This window comes from Acetobacter fabarum (assembly GCF_040702925.2).
Classification (GTDB): domain Bacteria; phylum Pseudomonadota; class Alphaproteobacteria; order Acetobacterales; family Acetobacteraceae; genus Acetobacter; species Acetobacter fabarum_B.
This window is the reverse complement of sequence record NZ_JBFCXX020000021.1, coordinates 1-15,949: the sequence shown is the minus strand read 5'-3', so window position 1 is coordinate 15,949 and position 15,949 is coordinate 1. Positions and strand designations below refer to the sequence as shown.

The 15,949-nt window shown below is 58.9% G+C and carries 22 protein-coding genes and 2 pseudogenes; 6 read left to right on the top strand and 18 right to left on the bottom strand.

The genetic code is table 11. From position 1 onward, the window contains the following. Positions 1-50: 50 nt before the first annotated feature. From AB2L51_RS12560 to AB2L51_RS12545, 4 genes are all read left to right on the top strand, one after another. Positions 51-410 (top strand): conjugal transfer protein TraD, encoded by a 360-nt coding sequence (locus AB2L51_RS12560; RefSeq protein ID WP_395582678.1) that lies wholly within the window; start codon positions 51-53, stop codon positions 408-410. Positions 411-474: 64 nt separating this feature from the next. After that, positions 475-714: a conjugal transfer protein TraD gene (locus AB2L51_RS12555; protein WP_395582677.1), complete on the top strand. Its 240-nt coding sequence runs from the start codon at positions 475-477 to the stop codon at positions 712-714. Positions 715-817: 103 nt separating this feature from the next. Beyond that, positions 818-1,150, top strand: a complete 333-nt coding sequence (locus AB2L51_RS12550; protein WP_011251580.1) for a hypothetical protein — start codon at positions 818-820, stop codon at positions 1,148-1,150. A 2-nt stretch (positions 1,151-1,152) separates the two neighbouring features. Then, positions 1,153-1,323, top strand: a complete 171-nt coding sequence (locus tag AB2L51_RS12545) for a hypothetical protein (RefSeq protein ID WP_167347325.1) — start codon at positions 1,153-1,155, stop codon at positions 1,321-1,323. On the opposite strand, the gene AB2L51_RS12540 is transcribed toward AB2L51_RS12545, so the two are convergent. The 12 genes from AB2L51_RS12540 to AB2L51_RS12485 form a co-directional block, all read right to left on the bottom strand. Beyond that, complete coding sequence (locus AB2L51_RS12540; RefSeq protein ID WP_019088717.1) at positions 1,301-1,723, bottom strand: type II toxin-antitoxin system VapC family toxin; 423 nt, start codon at positions 1,721-1,723, stop codon at positions 1,301-1,303. The genes AB2L51_RS12545 and AB2L51_RS12540 overlap by 23 nt on opposite strands. Further along, complete coding sequence (locus tag AB2L51_RS12535) at positions 1,720-1,965, bottom strand: FitA-like ribbon-helix-helix domain-containing protein (RefSeq protein ID WP_019088716.1); 246 nt, start codon at positions 1,963-1,965, stop codon at positions 1,720-1,722. The genes AB2L51_RS12540 and AB2L51_RS12535 overlap by 4 nt, the downstream gene beginning before the upstream one ends. Positions 1,966-2,159: 194 nt before the next feature. Then, positions 2,160-2,414: a hypothetical protein gene (locus tag AB2L51_RS12530; protein WP_012813384.1), complete on the bottom strand. Its 255-nt coding sequence runs from the start codon at positions 2,412-2,414 to the stop codon at positions 2,160-2,162. 84 nt (positions 2,415-2,498) lie between these two features. Beyond that, positions 2,499-2,675, bottom strand: a complete 177-nt coding sequence (locus AB2L51_RS12525; protein ID WP_018308598.1) for a CopG family antitoxin — start codon at positions 2,673-2,675, stop codon at positions 2,499-2,501. A 36-nt stretch (positions 2,676-2,711) separates the two neighbouring features. Continuing rightward, on the bottom strand, positions 2,712-3,098 hold the full coding sequence (locus AB2L51_RS12520; RefSeq protein ID WP_253550935.1) for a type II toxin-antitoxin system VapC family toxin: 387 nt from the start codon (positions 3,096-3,098) through the stop codon (positions 2,712-2,714). Continuing rightward, a complete protein-coding gene (locus AB2L51_RS12515) occupies positions 3,095-3,340 on the bottom strand; it encodes a type II toxin-antitoxin system Phd/YefM family antitoxin (RefSeq protein WP_061491524.1) in 246 nt (81 codons plus the stop codon). Before AB2L51_RS12515 ends, AB2L51_RS12520 begins: the two co-directional genes overlap by 4 nt. A gap of 126 nt (positions 3,341-3,466) precedes the next feature. After that, a complete protein-coding gene (locus AB2L51_RS12510; RefSeq protein WP_253546048.1) occupies positions 3,467-3,862 on the bottom strand; it encodes a type II toxin-antitoxin system death-on-curing family toxin in 396 nt (131 codons plus the stop codon). Next, the gene (locus AB2L51_RS12505; RefSeq protein ID WP_475557844.1) at positions 3,859-4,146 is read right to left on the bottom strand and encodes an AbrB/MazE/SpoVT family DNA-binding domain-containing protein; all 288 of its coding nucleotides are present in this window, start codon (positions 4,144-4,146) and stop codon (positions 3,859-3,861) included. The genes AB2L51_RS12510 and AB2L51_RS12505 overlap by 4 nt, the downstream gene beginning before the upstream one ends. Before the next feature lie 40 nt (positions 4,147-4,186). Further along, positions 4,187-4,594, bottom strand: coding sequence for a DUF2442 domain-containing protein (locus AB2L51_RS12500; protein ID WP_061491526.1), 408 nt, complete (start codon positions 4,592-4,594; stop codon positions 4,187-4,189). Then, positions 4,584-4,757, bottom strand: a complete 174-nt coding sequence (locus AB2L51_RS12495; RefSeq protein ID WP_400922209.1) for a DUF4160 domain-containing protein — start codon at positions 4,755-4,757, stop codon at positions 4,584-4,586. Before AB2L51_RS12495 ends, AB2L51_RS12500 begins: the two co-directional genes overlap by 11 nt. A gap of 336 nt (positions 4,758-5,093) precedes the next feature. After that, positions 5,094-8,063 carry a Tn3 family transposase gene (locus AB2L51_RS12490; protein WP_395582674.1) on the bottom strand — a complete coding sequence of 990 codons (2,970 nt, stop codon included), beginning with the start codon at positions 8,061-8,063 and terminating at the stop codon, positions 5,094-5,096. Between the two features lie 3 nt (positions 8,064-8,066). Beyond that, positions 8,067-8,651 carry a recombinase family protein gene (locus AB2L51_RS12485; RefSeq protein WP_062247439.1) on the bottom strand — a complete coding sequence of 195 codons (585 nt, stop codon included), beginning with the start codon at positions 8,649-8,651 and terminating at the stop codon, positions 8,067-8,069. A 782-nt stretch (positions 8,652-9,433) separates the two neighbouring features. Here AB2L51_RS12485 and AB2L51_RS12480 point away from each other — a divergent pair. After that, positions 9,434-10,534 (top strand): replication initiator protein A, encoded by a 1,101-nt coding sequence (locus AB2L51_RS12480; RefSeq protein WP_395583022.1) that lies wholly within the window; start codon positions 9,434-9,436, stop codon positions 10,532-10,534. Positions 10,535-10,577: 43 nt separating this feature from the next. Here the strand turns inward: AB2L51_RS12480 and AB2L51_RS12475 are convergent, their stop codons facing one another. From AB2L51_RS12475 to AB2L51_RS12450, 6 genes and pseudogenes are all read right to left on the bottom strand, one after another. Next, the gene (locus AB2L51_RS12475; RefSeq protein WP_231290084.1) at positions 10,578-10,856 is read right to left on the bottom strand and encodes a ribbon-helix-helix domain-containing protein; all 279 of its coding nucleotides are present in this window, start codon (positions 10,854-10,856) and stop codon (positions 10,578-10,580) included. Beyond that, positions 10,856-11,491, bottom strand: a complete 636-nt coding sequence (locus AB2L51_RS12470) for a nucleotide-binding protein (protein WP_395583021.1) — start codon at positions 11,489-11,491, stop codon at positions 10,856-10,858. The genes AB2L51_RS12475 and AB2L51_RS12470 overlap by 1 nt, the downstream gene beginning before the upstream one ends. 42 nt (positions 11,492-11,533) lie before the next feature. Next, a pseudogene (locus AB2L51_RS12465) lies at positions 11,534-12,010 on the bottom strand (recombinase family protein); the annotation flags it as partial. A gap of 186 nt (positions 12,011-12,196) precedes the next feature. Next, a pseudogene (locus AB2L51_RS12460) lies at positions 12,197-12,520 on the bottom strand (transposase); the annotation flags it as partial. A gap of 68 nt (positions 12,521-12,588) precedes the next feature. Continuing rightward, positions 12,589-12,855, bottom strand: a complete 267-nt coding sequence (locus AB2L51_RS12455; RefSeq protein ID WP_019054813.1) for a hypothetical protein — start codon at positions 12,853-12,855, stop codon at positions 12,589-12,591. Positions 12,856-12,865: 10 nt separating this feature from the next. Continuing rightward, the gene (locus AB2L51_RS12450; RefSeq protein ID WP_456305559.1) at positions 12,866-13,498 is read right to left on the bottom strand and encodes a recombinase family protein; all 633 of its coding nucleotides are present in this window, start codon (positions 13,496-13,498) and stop codon (positions 12,866-12,868) included. 81 nt (positions 13,499-13,579) lie between these two features. Here AB2L51_RS12450 and AB2L51_RS12445 point away from each other — a divergent pair. Continuing rightward, positions 13,580-15,949 (top strand): Tn3 family transposase (locus AB2L51_RS12445; RefSeq protein ID WP_400922168.1); only part of this gene is annotated, 2,370 nt, incomplete at its 3' end.

Here is a 15,949-nt window from a genome sequence, read left to right as displayed (position 1 = left end):
TATAAGCGCGCACTCACATTTTACTGAGCCATAAGGATTGATTACTCTGGATGAGTGACGCGGTTCTCGCCTGTGTGGTAGAGTATGGCACAGACCAGCAGGACAGGGGACCGGAAATGCGCAAACCACGGGACATAGATGCGGAACTAGAAGAACTTCAGAAACGGGCACGTGCGTTAAAGGCCAAGAGAATTGTCCAGTTCGGTGAACTGGTCGAAGCAACGGGGGCCGATACCTTATCGATCGAGGCTCTTGCTGGTGTTCTGCTTGCGGCTGTCGAACAGGCGGATAGTAAACCCGAAGCCGTCGCGAGGTGGACCGAACGGGGAGCGGCGTTCTTTCAGACCGGCGGAAAAAAGGGCGGCCGGAAAGGAACCGGAAACGATCAGAACGGAGCTTCTGACGCTTGAAAGATGGATCAGGAAGCAGGCGGCCCTGATCCATCGCCATCAGGCACGAAAGGCACGCACCGACATGCGCGACTGGGCGAAGGCGCGACGGGAACGGACCCATCATCTGATCGAACTGGGTGGCCTGGTTCAGAAGGCGGGACTGGTTGATCTGACCGATGATGACCGCGCCACCCTGCTCGGAGCCTTTCTGGATATTGCGGGGCAGCTTCAGGGGGGAAATGAGACCACCCCGGACGACCTGAAAACGCGCTGGAGACGCGCGGGGCTTCATGCCTTCGACAAGGACCGGGAACAAGGCTGACGACAAAACACGATCATCCAAAACGGACAGACTGTAATCTCGGCCACAGAACAATTTTACGGCCTGGAAACTGACCACCACAGACACTTCAAGAGGATACCTAATGGCTCCGGAATACCCTTCTCCAGAATGGTTTTCTGATAAGATCAATCGCCATCAATGGATGTGGAATCTGAATGCCCGGTTTGTTTCACAGGCAGCAAAGCGTATGACCGATACGGACGCTCTAGTCTTGCTCAATGAGGCGGTCAATCTGGAAATAGCGGAAACGGCTGCCAACCTTCTTCGGGAAGGTGTGCCAGAAAAAATTGTCGCTGATTTCGTTATGGCTTACAGTCAGACACAACGAGCAGAATTGCTGGATAATGTCTGCGATTACGCATGGCGGATTTCTGCCCCTGTCGCTGCCACGAAACACGAGGCGATGAAGACATGACCATGACGGACCTTTCCGACGAACGGGCTGCCAAAAGGGATGCAATCCGCAAGGCACGCAACAGCACGAAACCCACTGTCCCGGCCGATCAGGTTCTTGCTCTTCTGGACGCCGATCTGGCCCGGATTCAGGCGGCCATTGACGCCCTCCCTACCCCTCGTCCCACGGATTGATGAGGGTGATACCGCAGTTGAGGAAATCACGTGTATTCCGTGTCGCAAGGAATGCGCCACGGGACTGCGTGATGGCCGCGATCTGTGCATCAAACTGACTGATGGGTTCTCCGGCCTGCCGGCGTCGGGAGGCGATCTCAGCATAAACACAGGCCGCCTCTCCGTCGAAAGGCAGGATACGTCCGGAGAAATCCTCTTCGAACATGGCACGGGCAGCTGCGATCAGAAGCTCTCGCCGTCGCCCTTCCGGCAGCAGCGCCAGCCCATACAGGATCTCGGCCTGTGTAATGGTCGTGATGAAGAGGGTCATCATGGACTGGCGGGACATCCAGGTCAGCACCGCCCCGTCAGGCCCGGAGCGCATCAGTTCGGAGAGGATGTTGGTGTCGAGAACGATCACACTCCGAAATCCACGTCCCTGATGGCCTCACGAGACACGGCAGGCAGATCTACCCCGCCCAGCCTGGCAAAACGCTGGTGGATGGCCTGACCGGCATCTACCCCCTGGGACACTTCAGCAGAAAGAGCGGAACGCAGGATATCGCGCACCTCTTCTTCCATAGAACGCCCATGCTGGGCTGCGCGCAGACGAAGCTGCTGCTTGAGACTGTCGTCGATATTGCGGATGGTCATCACGGCCATGGAAACCTCCTGAAAGCAATGACAGCATTGTAGTCATTGACTTCGCAGTTTGCAATCATCAGGTCGGATTGGGGTATTTGGGGGAAGAAACGAAATCCCACACCAAGCTGAAAACGGAAGCGCAGATCCAAACTGACCTGAAAATCCAGACGGAAACAGAACGCGGGAACGATCCCTCATTCCCGCGCTGAAGATTACCAGTAATATTCGTGGGGTCGCCGGGTGCCGGTATACGGAAAGACCGCCTCGACAGGATCGAGGTCGCCCTTGATGATCAGGCGGGCAACATGCCTGTCATGATGACGGCCAGGACGGATATCGTGCAGATGACTGTACCAGTTGGGAGATTCAGAGGCTTCACGTGAGCCTCCATAGCCACAGCGATCCGGCTGGTTGGCCCAGCGATGATTGCGACCGTATTTGCGGCTGTGATGATAGGTGCGAGACATGGGAGCTTCCCCTCCATGACGCGCGGAGTGATTTCCGAGCGTACCTACATCGCCCGATCTCCTCTGTTCTGGTCGGAATATACTTTACCGCGTCTGTGCGACATCGGTCTCCAGCAGGGACGCCGGCAGGCGCATGTTGAGGGCAGCCGCCTTGGGTTCGATCTCAAAGCGCATGGGCTTGAAACCGGACAGGTCATACCGGGTCAGATCGACGGTCGCGACGAAATCCTCGGCCGCTTCGTCACTGTGCAGCGAGGGCATGGACCTATTTTTGTAGCTCATACTGGTCGATCTCCTTCAGACTGCTTCGATCGGGCCTGGATAAGCCTTTACCAGCGGATCATGGGTCAGCAGAAGCACTCCTTCCACCGTGGCCTGTGCCACAAGGATCCGGTCAAAGGGATCCCGATGCACATCTGGCAGTTGTCCGACTGCCAGGGCATGCTGGCTGGTGATGGGTAACTCCTCATAACCGTTTTCGATCAGACCGCGTCGCAGCAGATGAGGATCGACCTGGAAGTCTGCACGGCCCAGCCCGGTCTTGATGGTGATTTCCCAGAGACTGGCCGCACTGAAGACCAGATCATTACCCGGATCCTCCATCAGGGTTCTCGCCCGCGCTGACAGCCTGTCAGGCTCTCCTGCTGCCCAGAGCAGCAGATGGGTATCCAGAAGAAGCCTCATGCCGGACCGTCGAACAGAGACACAATATCGTTCTGTCCCATGCGATCAAAATCTTCGGGCACCCGGATTTTTCCAGCAAGAAACCCCAGACGCCGTTGCTGTAACTCTTCAGGAGCCGTAATCGGGCTGACCCGCACCATCGGCCGGCCGGCTTTGGCAATGATGAAGCTTTCCCCTTTCATGGCCGCGTCAATCAGCCGGGACAGATGGGTCTTGGCTTCGTGGATGTTGACCGTGCGCATGGCGAAAGCCTCCTGAGTTTACTCAAAAAAAGACTTAGCCATATTAGTCTGGTCCATCAAGACAAATGTCGCCAGAACCACCTCAGGAAACGAAAAAAGCACACTCATCGCGTTCCTCGTTTACCGTCATACCCTGTCGGATACGACATTGGCGGCCAGGAACGCCGCATAGCCCAGTTCGTCCATCTGACCTGCCGCCAGCGCGAGAACCGCATTTGCTGCATCTTCCTGGGCTGCCGTGAAACGATAGCCGTTCAGTTCCAAAAACAGCACACCGAGCACAAAGCCCGTACGCTTGTTCCCATCGATGAAAGGATGGTTTTTGACGATACCCGCCGTATAGACGGCCGCCAGATGCACTGGATCCAGCGGATCCGCATAGGCCGCATGCTGCTGTGGCCGGGCAAGCGCGGATTTCAGAAGACCTGCATCCCGTACGCCGGAAGCGCCACCATGCACGCCCAACAGTCGGTCATGAAGGATCAGGGTATCCCGTTCGTCTATCCAGACGAAAGCTGTCATTGGGCCAGAACATGCAGCGTATCACGATAACGCCGCATAATATCCTCAGCCTTTGTCATTTTGGTTTCAAAGTCAGGATCATAGGGTACGAGCCGATATCCGCCGTCTGGTGCTTCGGTCAGATACAGGGGCGCGCCGTCCTGGGTGTTCAGCCGTGAGATCACTTCCTTGGGTAGTACGACCCCGAGTGAGTTTCCGAATTTTCGCACTTTCAGTTCGACCATGACAGCCCCCTTTATGTTATTATTATTGTAATAACTTTTTGCGGTTTCAGCAACCACCATGCTCACCGGCCTGTCTGCTCATAGTGGTAAGCAGTCTTTCTTACGCGACGTTCCTTGGCCGACCGCCTTTCGCACCATTCCGGCGTGCAGCCGCCACCTTTGCCTGGCTGGCGGATGATCCGCCCACACGTCCCATCTGTGCCGCCATCCAGCTTCGGGAACCGTAGATACCGTGGATCAGACCTTCGACCAGAACATCGGCGTCGAGACGGGGCCAGTGAAGGCCATTACCCAGCGGAGTGATCTCGATATCGGCCAGATCATTCAGGGAAGCGTCCTGCAAATCTTGTATCAGACTCACAGGCACGCTCATCTCAACACCGTTGGAGAGCGTGACGTGAAGAGCGCGGCGAGCACGGATAAACCGTGCGGAGACCGCATGAGGAATTGTCGCTCTATGAAGCGCGTCTGCTTCACGAGCGGCCTGATAGTTCATGTCATTCGCCATGTATCTTCTCCCATGCTGAAGCCAGCATCTCAGCGCGGTCATGCACGATGACAAGGGCTTCCTGTATGACCTTATCTTTCATGCCACCTGCCCGTATCAGGCGGGCTTTCCTGCCAATTTCGATCACGGCTTCCCCATCCGCGCTTATGACGTGAACGTGCATCGGCACATGATCTGCCGTGTAAATCACGACACGAAATCCATTGATGCGTAGAGGCGCTGGTATAATTCACCATATCCCTAACGCTTGGGTTTTTCAATCAGAACCATCCCGCTGAAAGTCAGGAGGAGGATATCTGGACGGACGAACAGGAAATGGCCAGCCTATCAATCCCCGGCAAGGCCCGCAGAGCGCCCTGGGAGGCCGCACAAAGCGCAATTCCCGTTACTGCCCACCAAACCAGCCACCACACACGGGAACGCCTGTACGGCCATCCTGTGGCGTCTGACGGGTATGCTGCAACACGGGGTCGGTACATAAAACGGGCACAGATATACGCTAAGGATTATCGGTGATTGTGATGGCTTGCCGGAGCGGGCGGAGTTTCCCTTCCGGGATGCCGGCGTCGGTCCAGAGGTAATCCCCGGTCAGGTTGATATGCTGCCACCCCAGCGGAGAGAGATGCTGGAGCAGATCAGGCGCAACGGATCGTCCTTGACGTTCGAGATGCCGCATTGCGGCTCCGAGATAGGTGGTGTTCCACAATACGATGGCGCTGGCGACGAGATTGAGCGCGCTCGCCCGATGTCCCTGGGCTTGCAGTCCGTGATCGCGGATCCGGCCGGTGCGATGGAAAAAGATGGCGCGCTTGAGGGCGTTCTGGGCCTCTCCCTTGTTCAACTCGCGGGTGGCGCGGCGGCGTTCTTCGGGGAGCTCGATCCAGTCGAGCGTGAACAGCGTACGCTCAACGCGGCCCATCTCTCGCAGGGCAAGGGCGAGACCGTTCGCGCGAGGATAAGAACCGAGCCGTTCCAGCATCAGCGACGCGCTGGTGACGCCGGTACGGATTGAGGTGGCGAGCCGGATCACGTCGTCCCAGTGCTCGGAGATCAGGCGTTCGTCGATCGGCTGGGCCATCAATGGGGCGACAGTCGACCCAGGCTTCATGTCGCCGAACAGATGCAGGCGTCTGTTACCGATGTTGGGGATGCGCGGGGCGAAACGGAAACCGAGGAGATGGCATAGGGCGAACACATGATCCGAAACGCCCCCGCCATCGGTATGGTGACGCTCGATCGCAAGGTCGGCGCCATGATGGAGCAGGCCGTCGAGTACATGCGCGGCCTCGCTGGCACCGGCGGAGATGACTGTGGAATGGAACGGCGCGTAGCGATCGGAGACATGGGTGTAGAAGGAGATGGCGGGTTCGCTGCCCTTGTGCGGATTGACGGCGCCGGTTGCCTGTGCACGCCGATCGAGCGGGAAGTGCTGCCCGTCCGAGCTGGACGCGGTGCCGTCGCCGAACAACGCGGCAAGGGGCAGCCGATGCTGCGCCTCGATCAGCCTCGCCAGCGCCGCTCCGTAGCTATCCTCGCGCAGGTGCCAGGCCGAGAGCCAGCCGAGCTGACGCCGAGTTACCAACCCACAGGCCTCGGCCATGCGGGCGTGGCCGAGATTGGTCGCATCGGCAAGAACGGCGGTAAGGATCGCGCGGGGATCGTCGTGTGCCCGGCCGGTAGTCAAATGCGTGAAGCAGCCGGCAAGTCCCGTCCAGCGATCCACGTCGGCCAGCAGATCGGTGATCCGGATGGCCGGCAGGCGTGCGTAGAGGGGCGCCAGGGCGTCCTCTGCCTCGTCTGGAGTGATCGCGCGCAAAGGCGAGATGCGCAGCCGCCCCTCGGCGATCCGCACGTCTTCGAGCGTATCGGTGGACGCTTTCGCCTCTATCTCGGCGATCCGACGCGTGAGCAGCGCCTTGCGTTCCGCCAGCCAGGCCGCTGCGGTATCAGCGACGGCGATCGGCAGGGGGCCGGCCTCGCGCATCGCGGAAAAAATCGGCTTTGGAATAAGCTGGTGCTCGACGGCGCGATAGCGTCGGCTTCCCTCGACCCACATATCCCCCGCGCGCAGCCGATCGCGCAGTTCCGCCAGGACACAGAACGCGAAGATGCGGCGGTCGAGATCAGCACGGTCGATCCGCTTCCGCCAGCTCGTCCGGACAAAGCCGAGCGGCACGTCGGCCGGAAGCCTGTGCCGGCCGTCGGCGAGTCCGCGCAGGGTCTCGACAGCTTGGGCAAGAGGTGCGCAGGCGGGAACAGCCCCGAAAGTGAAGGCGGCGACGAACGCAGGACCGATCTGGCGCAGGATCGGTGCGTTCTCTCGGGAGAGCGCCACGGGATCGAGCGGATCAGGACGAACGAGACGACGGGCTTCCGCGACTTCCCGTGTCAGCGCGTCCCAGCCGATGACGCCCTCGATCGCAGCGTATGGATCGGCGTCGTCAGCGCGGGCGCTCAACACCGCATCGCCGATTTCGGCCAGAAGGCGGATTTTGGCGTTGATGGTCCGACGATCGCGTTTCAATGCAGCTTCCTCGCGCCGTTCCGCCCGGCGGAACAACTGACCGAACAGACGCTCGAACATGAGCACCGCGTCGTCTGTCAGCGTCATCTGCGTCTCGATGACTGTGGCGACCAGCACCGCGCGCCGCCGTGCCGGGTTCAACGAGGTAAGATGTTGCGCCGTGAGGCGCGCGCCTTCCTGGCACAATCGGCGAAGCCGCTCCGGGTGAATGGTGTCCACGAGACCGGAATCCAAGTCAATCGCACGCAGGAGCGACAACCGGTCGAGGATTGCGGCGAAGGCACGCCTCCCGGGCTGGCCAGGAGGCTGACGTACCCAGGTAAGGCTGCTGATATGGCTGCCGCTATGCGGCTGGAGGAGGCCATCGAGCCGATCGCGCTGGCCGGCGGTGAGATGCCGCGTCAGCAGCTCGCAGACATACCGCTCGGCATCGAGCAGCGCCTTGCCCACCATGCGTTCGATCTGGGTGATACCAGGCACGACGATGCATCGCCGGCGAAATTCGCCCAGCAGCATCCGTGCGAGAACGATTCCGCTGCTGGACGTCAGGGCCGCAGGCAGAAGCCAGGCCTGAAGCTCGATCTGGAGCGGCCGACAGAACTGCTGGAATCCGAATGTTCCACGCAGCGTATCGAGCTGTTCGTAGCGGGTCGGCCCACGCACGGCATAGTCGGCGAGCGCGTCCGGCTCGATCCCGAGTTGATCCCCTATGAAGGCGAGCGGGATCTGAGGGATCAGCTCCCCCGGCCGGAGCAGCCGCCCCGGGTAGCGCAGCGCGCAAAGCTGGATAGCAAAGCCCAACCGATTGTGCGCCCTTCTCCGACTGACAATGACACGCAGGTCATCGGGAGTGAGCGTCCAGTAACGCACCAGGTCGGCCTCGTTTTCGGGCAGGGCAAGCAGCAACAGGCGCTGCGCCTCGGTCAGAACGGAACGGCGCGGCATCTGTCAGGTTCTGCCGGGAGGCGTCCAGCCAATCCGCGCCAGCGTGTCGATCAGCGTCGAGCGCGGTACACCGAAGTTGCGGCATATAGCCGCTTTGCTGGCGCCGCCTTCGAGGGCGACGGTAATCGCCGCGATCTTCTCCGCGTGGATCGCGGGCGGCCTACCGCCGCGCCGACCCCGGCGCCTGGCGGCTGCCAGCCCCGCCATGACCCGTTCGCGCGTCAAGGCGCGTTCGTATTGGGCGAGTGCGCCGAACATCGAGAACAGCAACTCGCCTTGCGCGGTTGCCGTATCCATATGTTCGGTCAAGGATCGGAAAGCGATGCCACGCTCCCGAAAATCTCCGATAATATCGAGAAGATGCGATAGAGAACGGCCCAGACGGTCGAGTTTCCAGACCACCAGCGTATCCCCTTCCTTGAGCCAGGCGAGGCACGTCTTGAGGCCAGGGCGATCGTCGCGGGCACCAGAGGCCTTGTCGGAATGAATGTGGCGTGCATCGACGCCAGCCGCGATCAGCGCATCGCGCTGGAGATCCACTGACTGGCGTTCGTCGGCTGAGGACACTCGCATATAACCGACCAGCATGTACGACAAACCTCATCAGAAGAGTTTCCGCACAGTAATGCAAAGCGACATGGTTTGTCGTGCAGTTTTTGCTACCTTGGCGGCTATCTTTTCCCGGCAAGAAAAAAATGACGGAAAACACCTGTTTTCCGTCATATACCCTCAGCATCCGACCTTAGCGTATATCTGTGCCCGTTCTATGTACCGACCCCAACACGTGAGCTGCTGAATGATCGCCTGAACACCGGTGCGTCTTGAGCAGATTACGGTCTTGCCCGGTTCTTCTGGTGTTGCAGGCGTTGGGCGAGCGCGGAGCGGGAGCCCCGTAGGGCGCCGAAGGCGCCGACGCGGGAGAGGAAGGTGCTGGTGGAGAGACGATGCGTTACCGCATCGTCAGATTATGATTTCGCGCCGTAGGCGTGTCTGTTTAGCGCAGCCCTGAAAGGGCGAGCAGGGGGATGCCGGGTGGGAGATCGCGCTTCGCGCGATCGGGGCGGCCGTAGGCTGCGAGCCGGCGGGGGCGGAGCCCCCAAGAGGCGGTGCTTGGGTTCAATTTGGTTGAAAATTGCAAAGAATAAAGAGTTATCCACAGGCTTAGAGTGTTAATTTATGTGTTAAAAGTAGTGTTAAGGGTTTTCCACAAACACGTAACTAACTGAAAATAAAATACAAAAACACTGTTTTTGGGCAGCTTGCGTCAACGAAACCCCGAATCTAGTGACTCCAGAACCCCGAATCTGCGTCAACGAAACCCCGAATCTAGCTCTTGCGTCAATGAAACCCCGAACCTAAACTGATCGTCAATGAAACCCCGAATCAAAGCAACCCGTCAACGAAACCCCGAACTGGCACTTACCGTCAGTGAAACCCCGAATGTTGATGGACGTTCCGTTCTACTTCCGGAACGATATCCGACACCAGATCTTTTTATTTGTGATGTCCTTGATGCCATCCCCAAAGATGATATGGCCTCGATGGAACATCCAATTTTCTCGCTTGCCACTAAACCTGATCGACGCATTTTCCGATACGAGCACAATGGCAATACAGTTGAGATCGTTCCGAGCGTAAAAGGGCTCGCGACAATCCATGACAAGGATATCCTTATCTATTGCATTTCGCAGCTTATCGCGAAAATGAATCAAGGTGAGCAGCCAAATCGAACTCTCCACCTTACCGCACGCGATTTATTGATGTGGACCAATCGTCAAACCGATGGTGATGGCTATAAGCGGCTTCGGAGCGCATTTGAGCGCCTAGCAGGCACACGGATCACCACCAACATCAAAGCTGATGGAGAAGAAATCACCGAAGGCTTTGGCCTTATCAATGAATGGCGAATTATCCGTAAGACCAATTCCGGACAAATGTCCGAAATCAAGGTAACGCTATCCGAATGGCTATTCAGAATGATCGAAGGCCGAAGTGTACTGACATTACATCGCGATTATTTCCGTTTACGCAAACCACTTGAACGGAGAATATACGAACTTGCACGCAAGCATTGTGGCGCTCAGGAAAAATGGGGTGTTTCTATAGAAATTTTACAGAAAAAAACGGGGGCCAGTAGCCATATTCGCGTATTTCGCTCAATGCTCCGTGACTTGGCAATCAATAACCACTTGCCTGATTATGCTGTCGAAATAAACAGCAACACAGTTACTTTCCGTAATCGGGAAACGATGGACACCGTCAAGGTAATAGAGCCAAAGCTCCAGAAACCATTTGTCGATCCCGAGGGTTTCCATGACGCTAGAGGAGTTGCTCCAGGATATGATGTCTACGCACTCTATGATGAATGGGTGTCATGGTGGAATGATAGCGGACAACCAGAGTTGCAAAACCCCAGTGCCGCATTTGTTGGATTCTGCCGCAACCGACACAAACGCAACCCTATACGCTAGACACAGCCTACGTGTATAATTGTATACGTGTATAAATGTATACTTAACCGCTAACGATCCGGCTGCGTCCTTTCTTCACAAACAGATCGTCCAGTGCTTCTCCAAGCAAACTCTGAACCGTCGTTCCCTCTTCGGCCGCGATAATACGAAGCTGGGTGCTGACTTCAGGAGAAAAATGCCCACCGATCAACTTGGTCCCCTTCCGACCATTCAGCGTAGGTTTACGGGATGATATATCTGGCTTCGGGGAAGGGGCTGGCATTGCCTCACCACTACCTTTGGCGCGATCAAGCATCGCTTGTAGCGTATTGCTTTTCGCCATCACACTACCTCCTGATTTTTGTATAATTGTATATCTGTATACTCGTATAAACGCTTAATTTCGTTTGCTGCTGGCCCATGTGCTTCGAATTCCTGCACAGCCTGTCCCGCCGCCTGTGCACGGAAAAATGCCTTGCGGTTTCCTATTGTCACCGGACAGACCGTTGCCCCCAATTCGGTCACGGCCTTAATGGCATCCCCTGTCTCCTGCCCTTGGGGAGGCACAAAAGTTAAAACGACAGCGAACGCTTTACCGAGCTGACGAACCACATCCAATGTGTGTGTCATACTCATTGTATCGAACACGGCCGTCTTCGTCGGAATGAGAACGAAGTCAGCATGCCGCGCCGCTTCATAAGCTACATCACGCGCAACAGCAGCTCCGTCGATAATCACAAGATCAGTACCCGCATCCGCGCAGGCTTTGAGCATTGCAGGCAAACGTATCGGCTGAATTGAAGCCACAGCCGGTGTATCGAGCTGGCGTACGTCTTTCCAGAAAGAGGCTGTCGCCTGTGGGTCCAAATCAATAATAGCAACAACCTTACCCGCTTGCTCAGCCGCGACAGCGAGACAGGTTGCAAGTGTCGTTTTTCCGACACCGCCCTTCTGCGAAAGAACAGCAAGAACCTTCATGCTACACCTCTACACGTATAATTTTATACCTGTATACACTTTCTACGAGGGAAGAGAAGGCCCCACCTTATCTCTCTGCACAATGGCAGCAACAGTATTCTTACTGATTCCCAGATCGCGGGCGATCCACCGATAACTCCGCTTTTCGGCCACCAACGCCAGAACCTTCGGAGCCAGACGATCAGACTTCGGCCGCTCTCCTTTCTGTCGGCCGAGAACCTTCCCGCGCGCCTTGGCAGCGGCCAGACCGGACTTCACCCGCTCGCTGATCAGATCCCGCTCGAACTCCGCAATCCCGGCCAGGACCGTCGCAAGCATCCGCCCATGTGGCGTCGCCAGGTCGAACATCATCCCCGTTATGGCGATCAGGGAAACACGATAGCTCTCCAGCTCCTGAAGCGTGGAGATGAGATCAATGGTCGAACGCCCCCAGCGGGACAGCTCCGTCACCAGAATGGCGTCAATTTTACGGGCCTGGGCCAGTGCCATGACCTTTCGACGCTCGGCCCGATCCACTCGACGCGGATTTCTCACACTTGAGGCAATTTCGGGTCATTTTGTAGAATTCAGTCATCCCACAGGAGCCCGATCTGGAATATTGACGATATTCTGCTTCTGGCGGCGGGTTCTGAACGCAGTGAGGGTGTCACGGCCTGAGAAGGCAGTGTTGGTGGAAGCTATGTGGTCTGTGCACTGTCTGTTTCTTCAGATGGCCTGCCGGAGCCTTCGCAATCGTGCATGAGCGAGGGCGAATTCATGCTGACAGGGGAACATGTCCGGCATGGACAGGACAATCCGACGGACGCTGAGCGTTACACGTGTCGCGATTTTGAGCAGTCGTGCGCGTATGGTGCCACAGGTCGCCGTCTCCAGGCTGGTCTGGCCAAGGGCCAGTCTTTGCAGAGCGGTCAGCAGGACATAGGCTGCGGCCGAGAACCACAGCCGGAGCTGGTTGGCCCGGATGGTGTGGGACGAGGTCCTGTCTGAGAACAGATCCATCTGGCATTCCTTGATGCGGTTTTCCATATCCCGGGGTCACTGCACGAAAGTGAAGTTTACGTACGCTAGGATCGAACGAACGGCGAACACTGACGGTGCTAACGTCGGAAGGGTATGACGACAGCCTGGTCGAGGAAGGCGCGCATACCTTCTTCATCGACGGTCTGACGAAAAGCGGCATGCGCGGCATCATCAGTCGCGAACAGGTTGTCCCAGACCGTAGACGTTCCATACTCGTTTTCGACTTCGAGCGACCAGCTCGGCTCATTTTCCAACCGAATGATGTTCACTCTCACGGTGACGCCCTGCTCGGTGACGATACCAGACAGGCTCGAGGTAACGATGTTGGGATCGCGTTCGTTCATCACTCTTTCCTCATACTTTGACTGCGGTCTTGGCAGTGGTGCCTTCGAGAGCCTTGTAGAGCGCGGTTTTGCCAACCTTGAGGCGCGTGGCCGCCTCGCGGACAGTCAGCCCTGCCGCGATATGATCGCGCGCCTTGCGCAATTTGTCAGGCGTGATGACCGGACGTCGACCGCCAAGGCTCCCTCGTTCCCGTGCAGCCTTCAATCCGGCGTTGGTGCGCTCGCGGATTAGATCGCGCTCGAACTGGGCAAGCGAGCCGAAGATGTTGAACACCAGCATGCCGCCTGACGTGGTGGTGTCGATCTGCTCGGTAAGCGAGCGGAAGCCGACGCCGCGCGCGGCGAGTTCGCCAACCTTCTCGATCAGGTGGCTCATCGAGCGGCCAAGACGATCGAGCTTCCACACGACCAGTGTGTCGCCAGCGCGCAGATAGGCCAGTGCCTCGGCCAAGCCTGGCCGATCGGTCTTTGCGCCGGACGCATGGTCGTTGAACGTCCGCTCGCAACCGGCCGCGTTCAGCGCGTCGTGCTGGAGCGCCAGCTTCTGGTCGCCGGTCGATACTCGCGCATAGCCAATCAGCGCCACAGCCGGTCCCAATCTGTCCGTTTTCCCATCGATTTGCATTCTTGTCCGAATCGCCATCACGGGTCCAGAGTTGACGGACATATTCATGCTGGCCGCCAGAGGACCGTCTGACGGACAGAGCGAGAAAGGTCGTGGCACATGGCAAGGCGGCGGTTGCTGACACGCGAGGCGCTCGCCCCGCATTACGATCCGCCGACCGAAGAACGGGAAATCGCCCGTTACTTCACCCTCAGCCGTGAGGATCTCGATCTTGTCGGCGAACGCCGGGGAGCGTCGAGCCGGCTCGGGTTCGCACTGCTGCTGCTCTACATGCGTTGGCCAGGCCGAGTGTTGGAGGCGGGAGAGAGGCCGCCCGGTGCCATCCTCGCCTTTGTCGCCGATCAGATCGACGTGCCGACAACGGCGTTCGACGATTACGCCCGTCGCGATGAAACCCGGCGCGCACATCTCGCCGATCTCATGCAGCGGCTCGGCTATACCGCTTTCGACCGGAACCACTTTCGCGCGATCGTGGCGTTCGCGATGCCGGTCGCGCAGACTGCCGCCCAGCCTCTCCTGCTCGCTGGCACCGTGATCGACGAGTTGCGCCGACGGCGGGTGCTACTGCCACCATCGGCTGTCATCGAGGCGATCGTCAGACACGCGCGCCAACAGGCCGAACAACTCACCCATGCAATCCTGACCAACGGCATCGAGCCGGAAAAGCTGACGGCGCTGGACGCCTTGCTGACCCGGCGATCGGATCAGGGGACAACATGGCTGGCCTGGCTGCGCAATGCCCCGCAATCGCCGGCGCCGCGCAGCATCCTGCGGTTGCTTGAACGGCTCGATCATGTCCGCACGCTCGACCTCGACCCGGCGCGCGCCACCATGATACCGTCGGCAACCTTCGATCGACTGGCCGACGAGGCAGTGCGGATCACGCCGCAACATCTCGGCGAGCTGGCGGCCATGCGCCGCCACGCGACGCTCGCGACCGCAGCCATCCGGCTCGAGGAAAGCCTGACTGACGCCGCGCTCACCATGTTCGACAAGCTGCTTGGCAGCATGGTGCGCCGCGCAGAAAACCGGACGCGCGACAAGGCGATCAGGACCGTGCGCGAGATGCAGGGGCATTTGCGCACGCTAACAAATAGCTGCCGCGTGCTGATCGACGCGCACGCCAAGGGTATCGACTCCCTTGCGCGTATCGGCCCCTTCGACTGGGAACGGTTCGGCTCCGCTGTCGCCCAAGCGGAAGTCCTCGTCCGCCCCGAGACGATCGACCGCACGGCCGAACTGATCGAGCGGCATCGCACGGTGAAGCTGTTCGCCGGTCAATTCCTGCGGGCGTTCGCTTTTCGCGGTGCCGGACCGGTCCAGGGCATCCTCGATGCGCTCGCCATCATCGCTGATCTCTACCATACCGGCAAACGACGCCTGCCCGACAAGGTGCCGCTACGCTTCGTGTCGGCAGGCTGGCGACCCTTCGTGATCCGCGACGGCGTCGTCGATCGCGCAGCCTATGAACTCTGCGCGCTGTCCCAGCTTCGCGACCGGTTGCGGGCCGGCGATATCTGGGTGGCAGGCAGTCGGCAATTTCGAGACTTCGACAGCTATCTCATTCCGCCAGCCACCTTTGCAGCGTTGCGCGAGAAGGGGCCGCTCCCGCTCGCGATCGAGTCCGGATTCGATCAACATATTGGGGAGCGCCGTGAGCGCCTGGACCGCGCGATCGAACGGGTGACGGTACTGGCCAGGCAAGGTGAACTGCCCCAGGTCCGCCTCGATGAAAATGGTCTGATGATCTCGCCGCTGAAGGCGATCACGCCACCCGCCGCAGAGGTCGCGCGTCGCACCGCCTATGATCGTCTCCCTCGCGTGAAAATCACGGACATCCTGCTCGATGTCGATGCGTGGACCGGCTTCGGCGACTGTTTCACACACCGGCGCTCGGGCCGTCCTGCCGACGATCGCAACGCGCTGCTGACCGTGATCCTCGCCGATGGCATCAATCTCGGCCTGACCCGCATGGCGGACAGCTGCCGGGGCGCGAGCCTGCGCCAGCTCGCCCATCTGCATGACTGGCACATCAGCGAGGCTGCCTATGGCGAGGCGCTGGGGCGCTTGATCGACGCTCATCGCGCAATGCCGCTCGCTGGATTATGGGGCACCGGCGTCAGTTCATCGAGCGACGGGCAGCAATTTCATGCCGGCGGGCGCGGTGCCGCGATCGGCGATATCAACGCGCGCAACGGCAACGAACCCGGCGTGTCATTCTACACCCATATATCGGACCAGTATGACCCTTTCGGCTCGCGCGTGATCGCCGCGACCGCAGGCGAAGCACCCTATGTCCTCGATGGCTTGCTGTACCACCAGACCGGGCTATCGATCGAAGAGCATTATACCGATACGGGCGGCGCGTCCGACCATGTGTTCGGGCTGATGCCGTTCTTCGGCTACCGCTTCGCGCCCCGCCTACGCGATATCAAAGAGCGCCGCCTGCATCTCCTGCCCGGGCAGGAG

What these genes read in the sequence shown, in the direction of transcription:
- AB2L51_RS12555 (WP_395582677.1), top strand. Translation starts at nt 475, where the DNA reads ATGCGCGACTGGGCGAAGGCGCGACGGGAACGGACCCATCATCTGATC.
- AB2L51_RS12535 (WP_019088716.1), bottom strand. Translation starts at nt 1,965, where the DNA reads ATGGCCGTGATGACCATCCGCAATATCGACGACAGTCTCAAGCAGCAG.
- AB2L51_RS12475 (WP_231290084.1), bottom strand. Translation starts at nt 10,856, where the DNA reads ATGGCGAAAAGCAATACGCTACAAGCGATGCTTGATCGCGCCAAAGGT.
- AB2L51_RS12530 (WP_012813384.1), bottom strand. Translation starts at nt 2,414, where the DNA reads ATGTCTCGCACCTATCATCACAGCCGCAAATACGGTCGCAATCATCGC.
- AB2L51_RS12550 (WP_011251580.1), top strand. Translation starts at nt 818, where the DNA reads ATGGCTCCGGAATACCCTTCTCCAGAATGGTTTTCTGATAAGATCAAT.
- AB2L51_RS12485 (WP_062247439.1), bottom strand. Translation starts at nt 8,651, where the DNA reads ATGCTGGTCGGTTATATGCGAGTGTCCTCAGCCGACGAACGCCAGTCA.
- AB2L51_RS12525 (WP_018308598.1), bottom strand. Translation starts at nt 2,675, where the DNA reads ATGCCCTCGCTGCACAGTGACGAAGCGGCCGAGGATTTCGTCGCGACC.
- AB2L51_RS12560 (WP_395582678.1), top strand. Translation starts at nt 51, where the DNA reads ATGAGTGACGCGGTTCTCGCCTGTGTGGTAGAGTATGGCACAGACCAG.
- AB2L51_RS12490 (WP_395582674.1), bottom strand. Translation starts at nt 8,063, where the DNA reads ATGCCGCGCCGTTCCGTTCTGACCGAGGCGCAGCGCCTGTTGCTGCTT.
- AB2L51_RS12545 (WP_167347325.1), top strand. Translation starts at nt 1,153, where the DNA reads ATGACGGACCTTTCCGACGAACGGGCTGCCAAAAGGGATGCAATCCGC.
- AB2L51_RS12510 (WP_253546048.1), bottom strand. Translation starts at nt 3,862, where the DNA reads ATGACAGCTTTCGTCTGGATAGACGAACGGGATACCCTGATCCTTCAT.
- AB2L51_RS12470 (WP_395583021.1), bottom strand. Translation starts at nt 11,491, where the DNA reads ATGAAGGTTCTTGCTGTTCTTTCGCAGAAGGGCGGTGTCGGAAAAACG.
- AB2L51_RS12455 (WP_019054813.1), bottom strand. Translation starts at nt 12,855, where the DNA reads ATGAACGAACGCGATCCCAACATCGTTACCTCGAGCCTGTCTGGTATC.
- AB2L51_RS12480 (WP_395583022.1), top strand. Translation starts at nt 9,434, where the DNA reads ATGAAACCCCGAATCAAAGCAACCCGTCAACGAAACCCCGAACTGGCA.
- AB2L51_RS12520 (WP_253550935.1), bottom strand. Translation starts at nt 3,098, where the DNA reads ATGAGGCTTCTTCTGGATACCCATCTGCTGCTCTGGGCAGCAGGAGAG.
- AB2L51_RS12450 (WP_456305559.1), bottom strand. Translation starts at nt 13,498, where the DNA reads ATGGCGATTCGGACAAGAATGCAAATCGATGGGAAAACGGACAGATTG.
- AB2L51_RS12505 (WP_475557844.1), bottom strand. Translation starts at nt 4,146, where the DNA reads ATGGTGGTTGCTGAAACCGCAAAAAGTTATTACAATAATAATAACATA.
- AB2L51_RS12515 (WP_061491524.1), bottom strand. Translation starts at nt 3,340, where the DNA reads ATGCGCACGGTCAACATCCACGAAGCCAAGACCCATCTGTCCCGGCTG.
- AB2L51_RS12500 (WP_061491526.1), bottom strand. Translation starts at nt 4,594, where the DNA reads ATGGCGAATGACATGAACTATCAGGCCGCTCGTGAAGCAGACGCGCTT.
- AB2L51_RS12495 (WP_400922209.1), bottom strand. Translation starts at nt 4,757, where the DNA reads ATGCACGTTCACGTCATAAGCGCGGATGGGGAAGCCGTGATCGAAATT.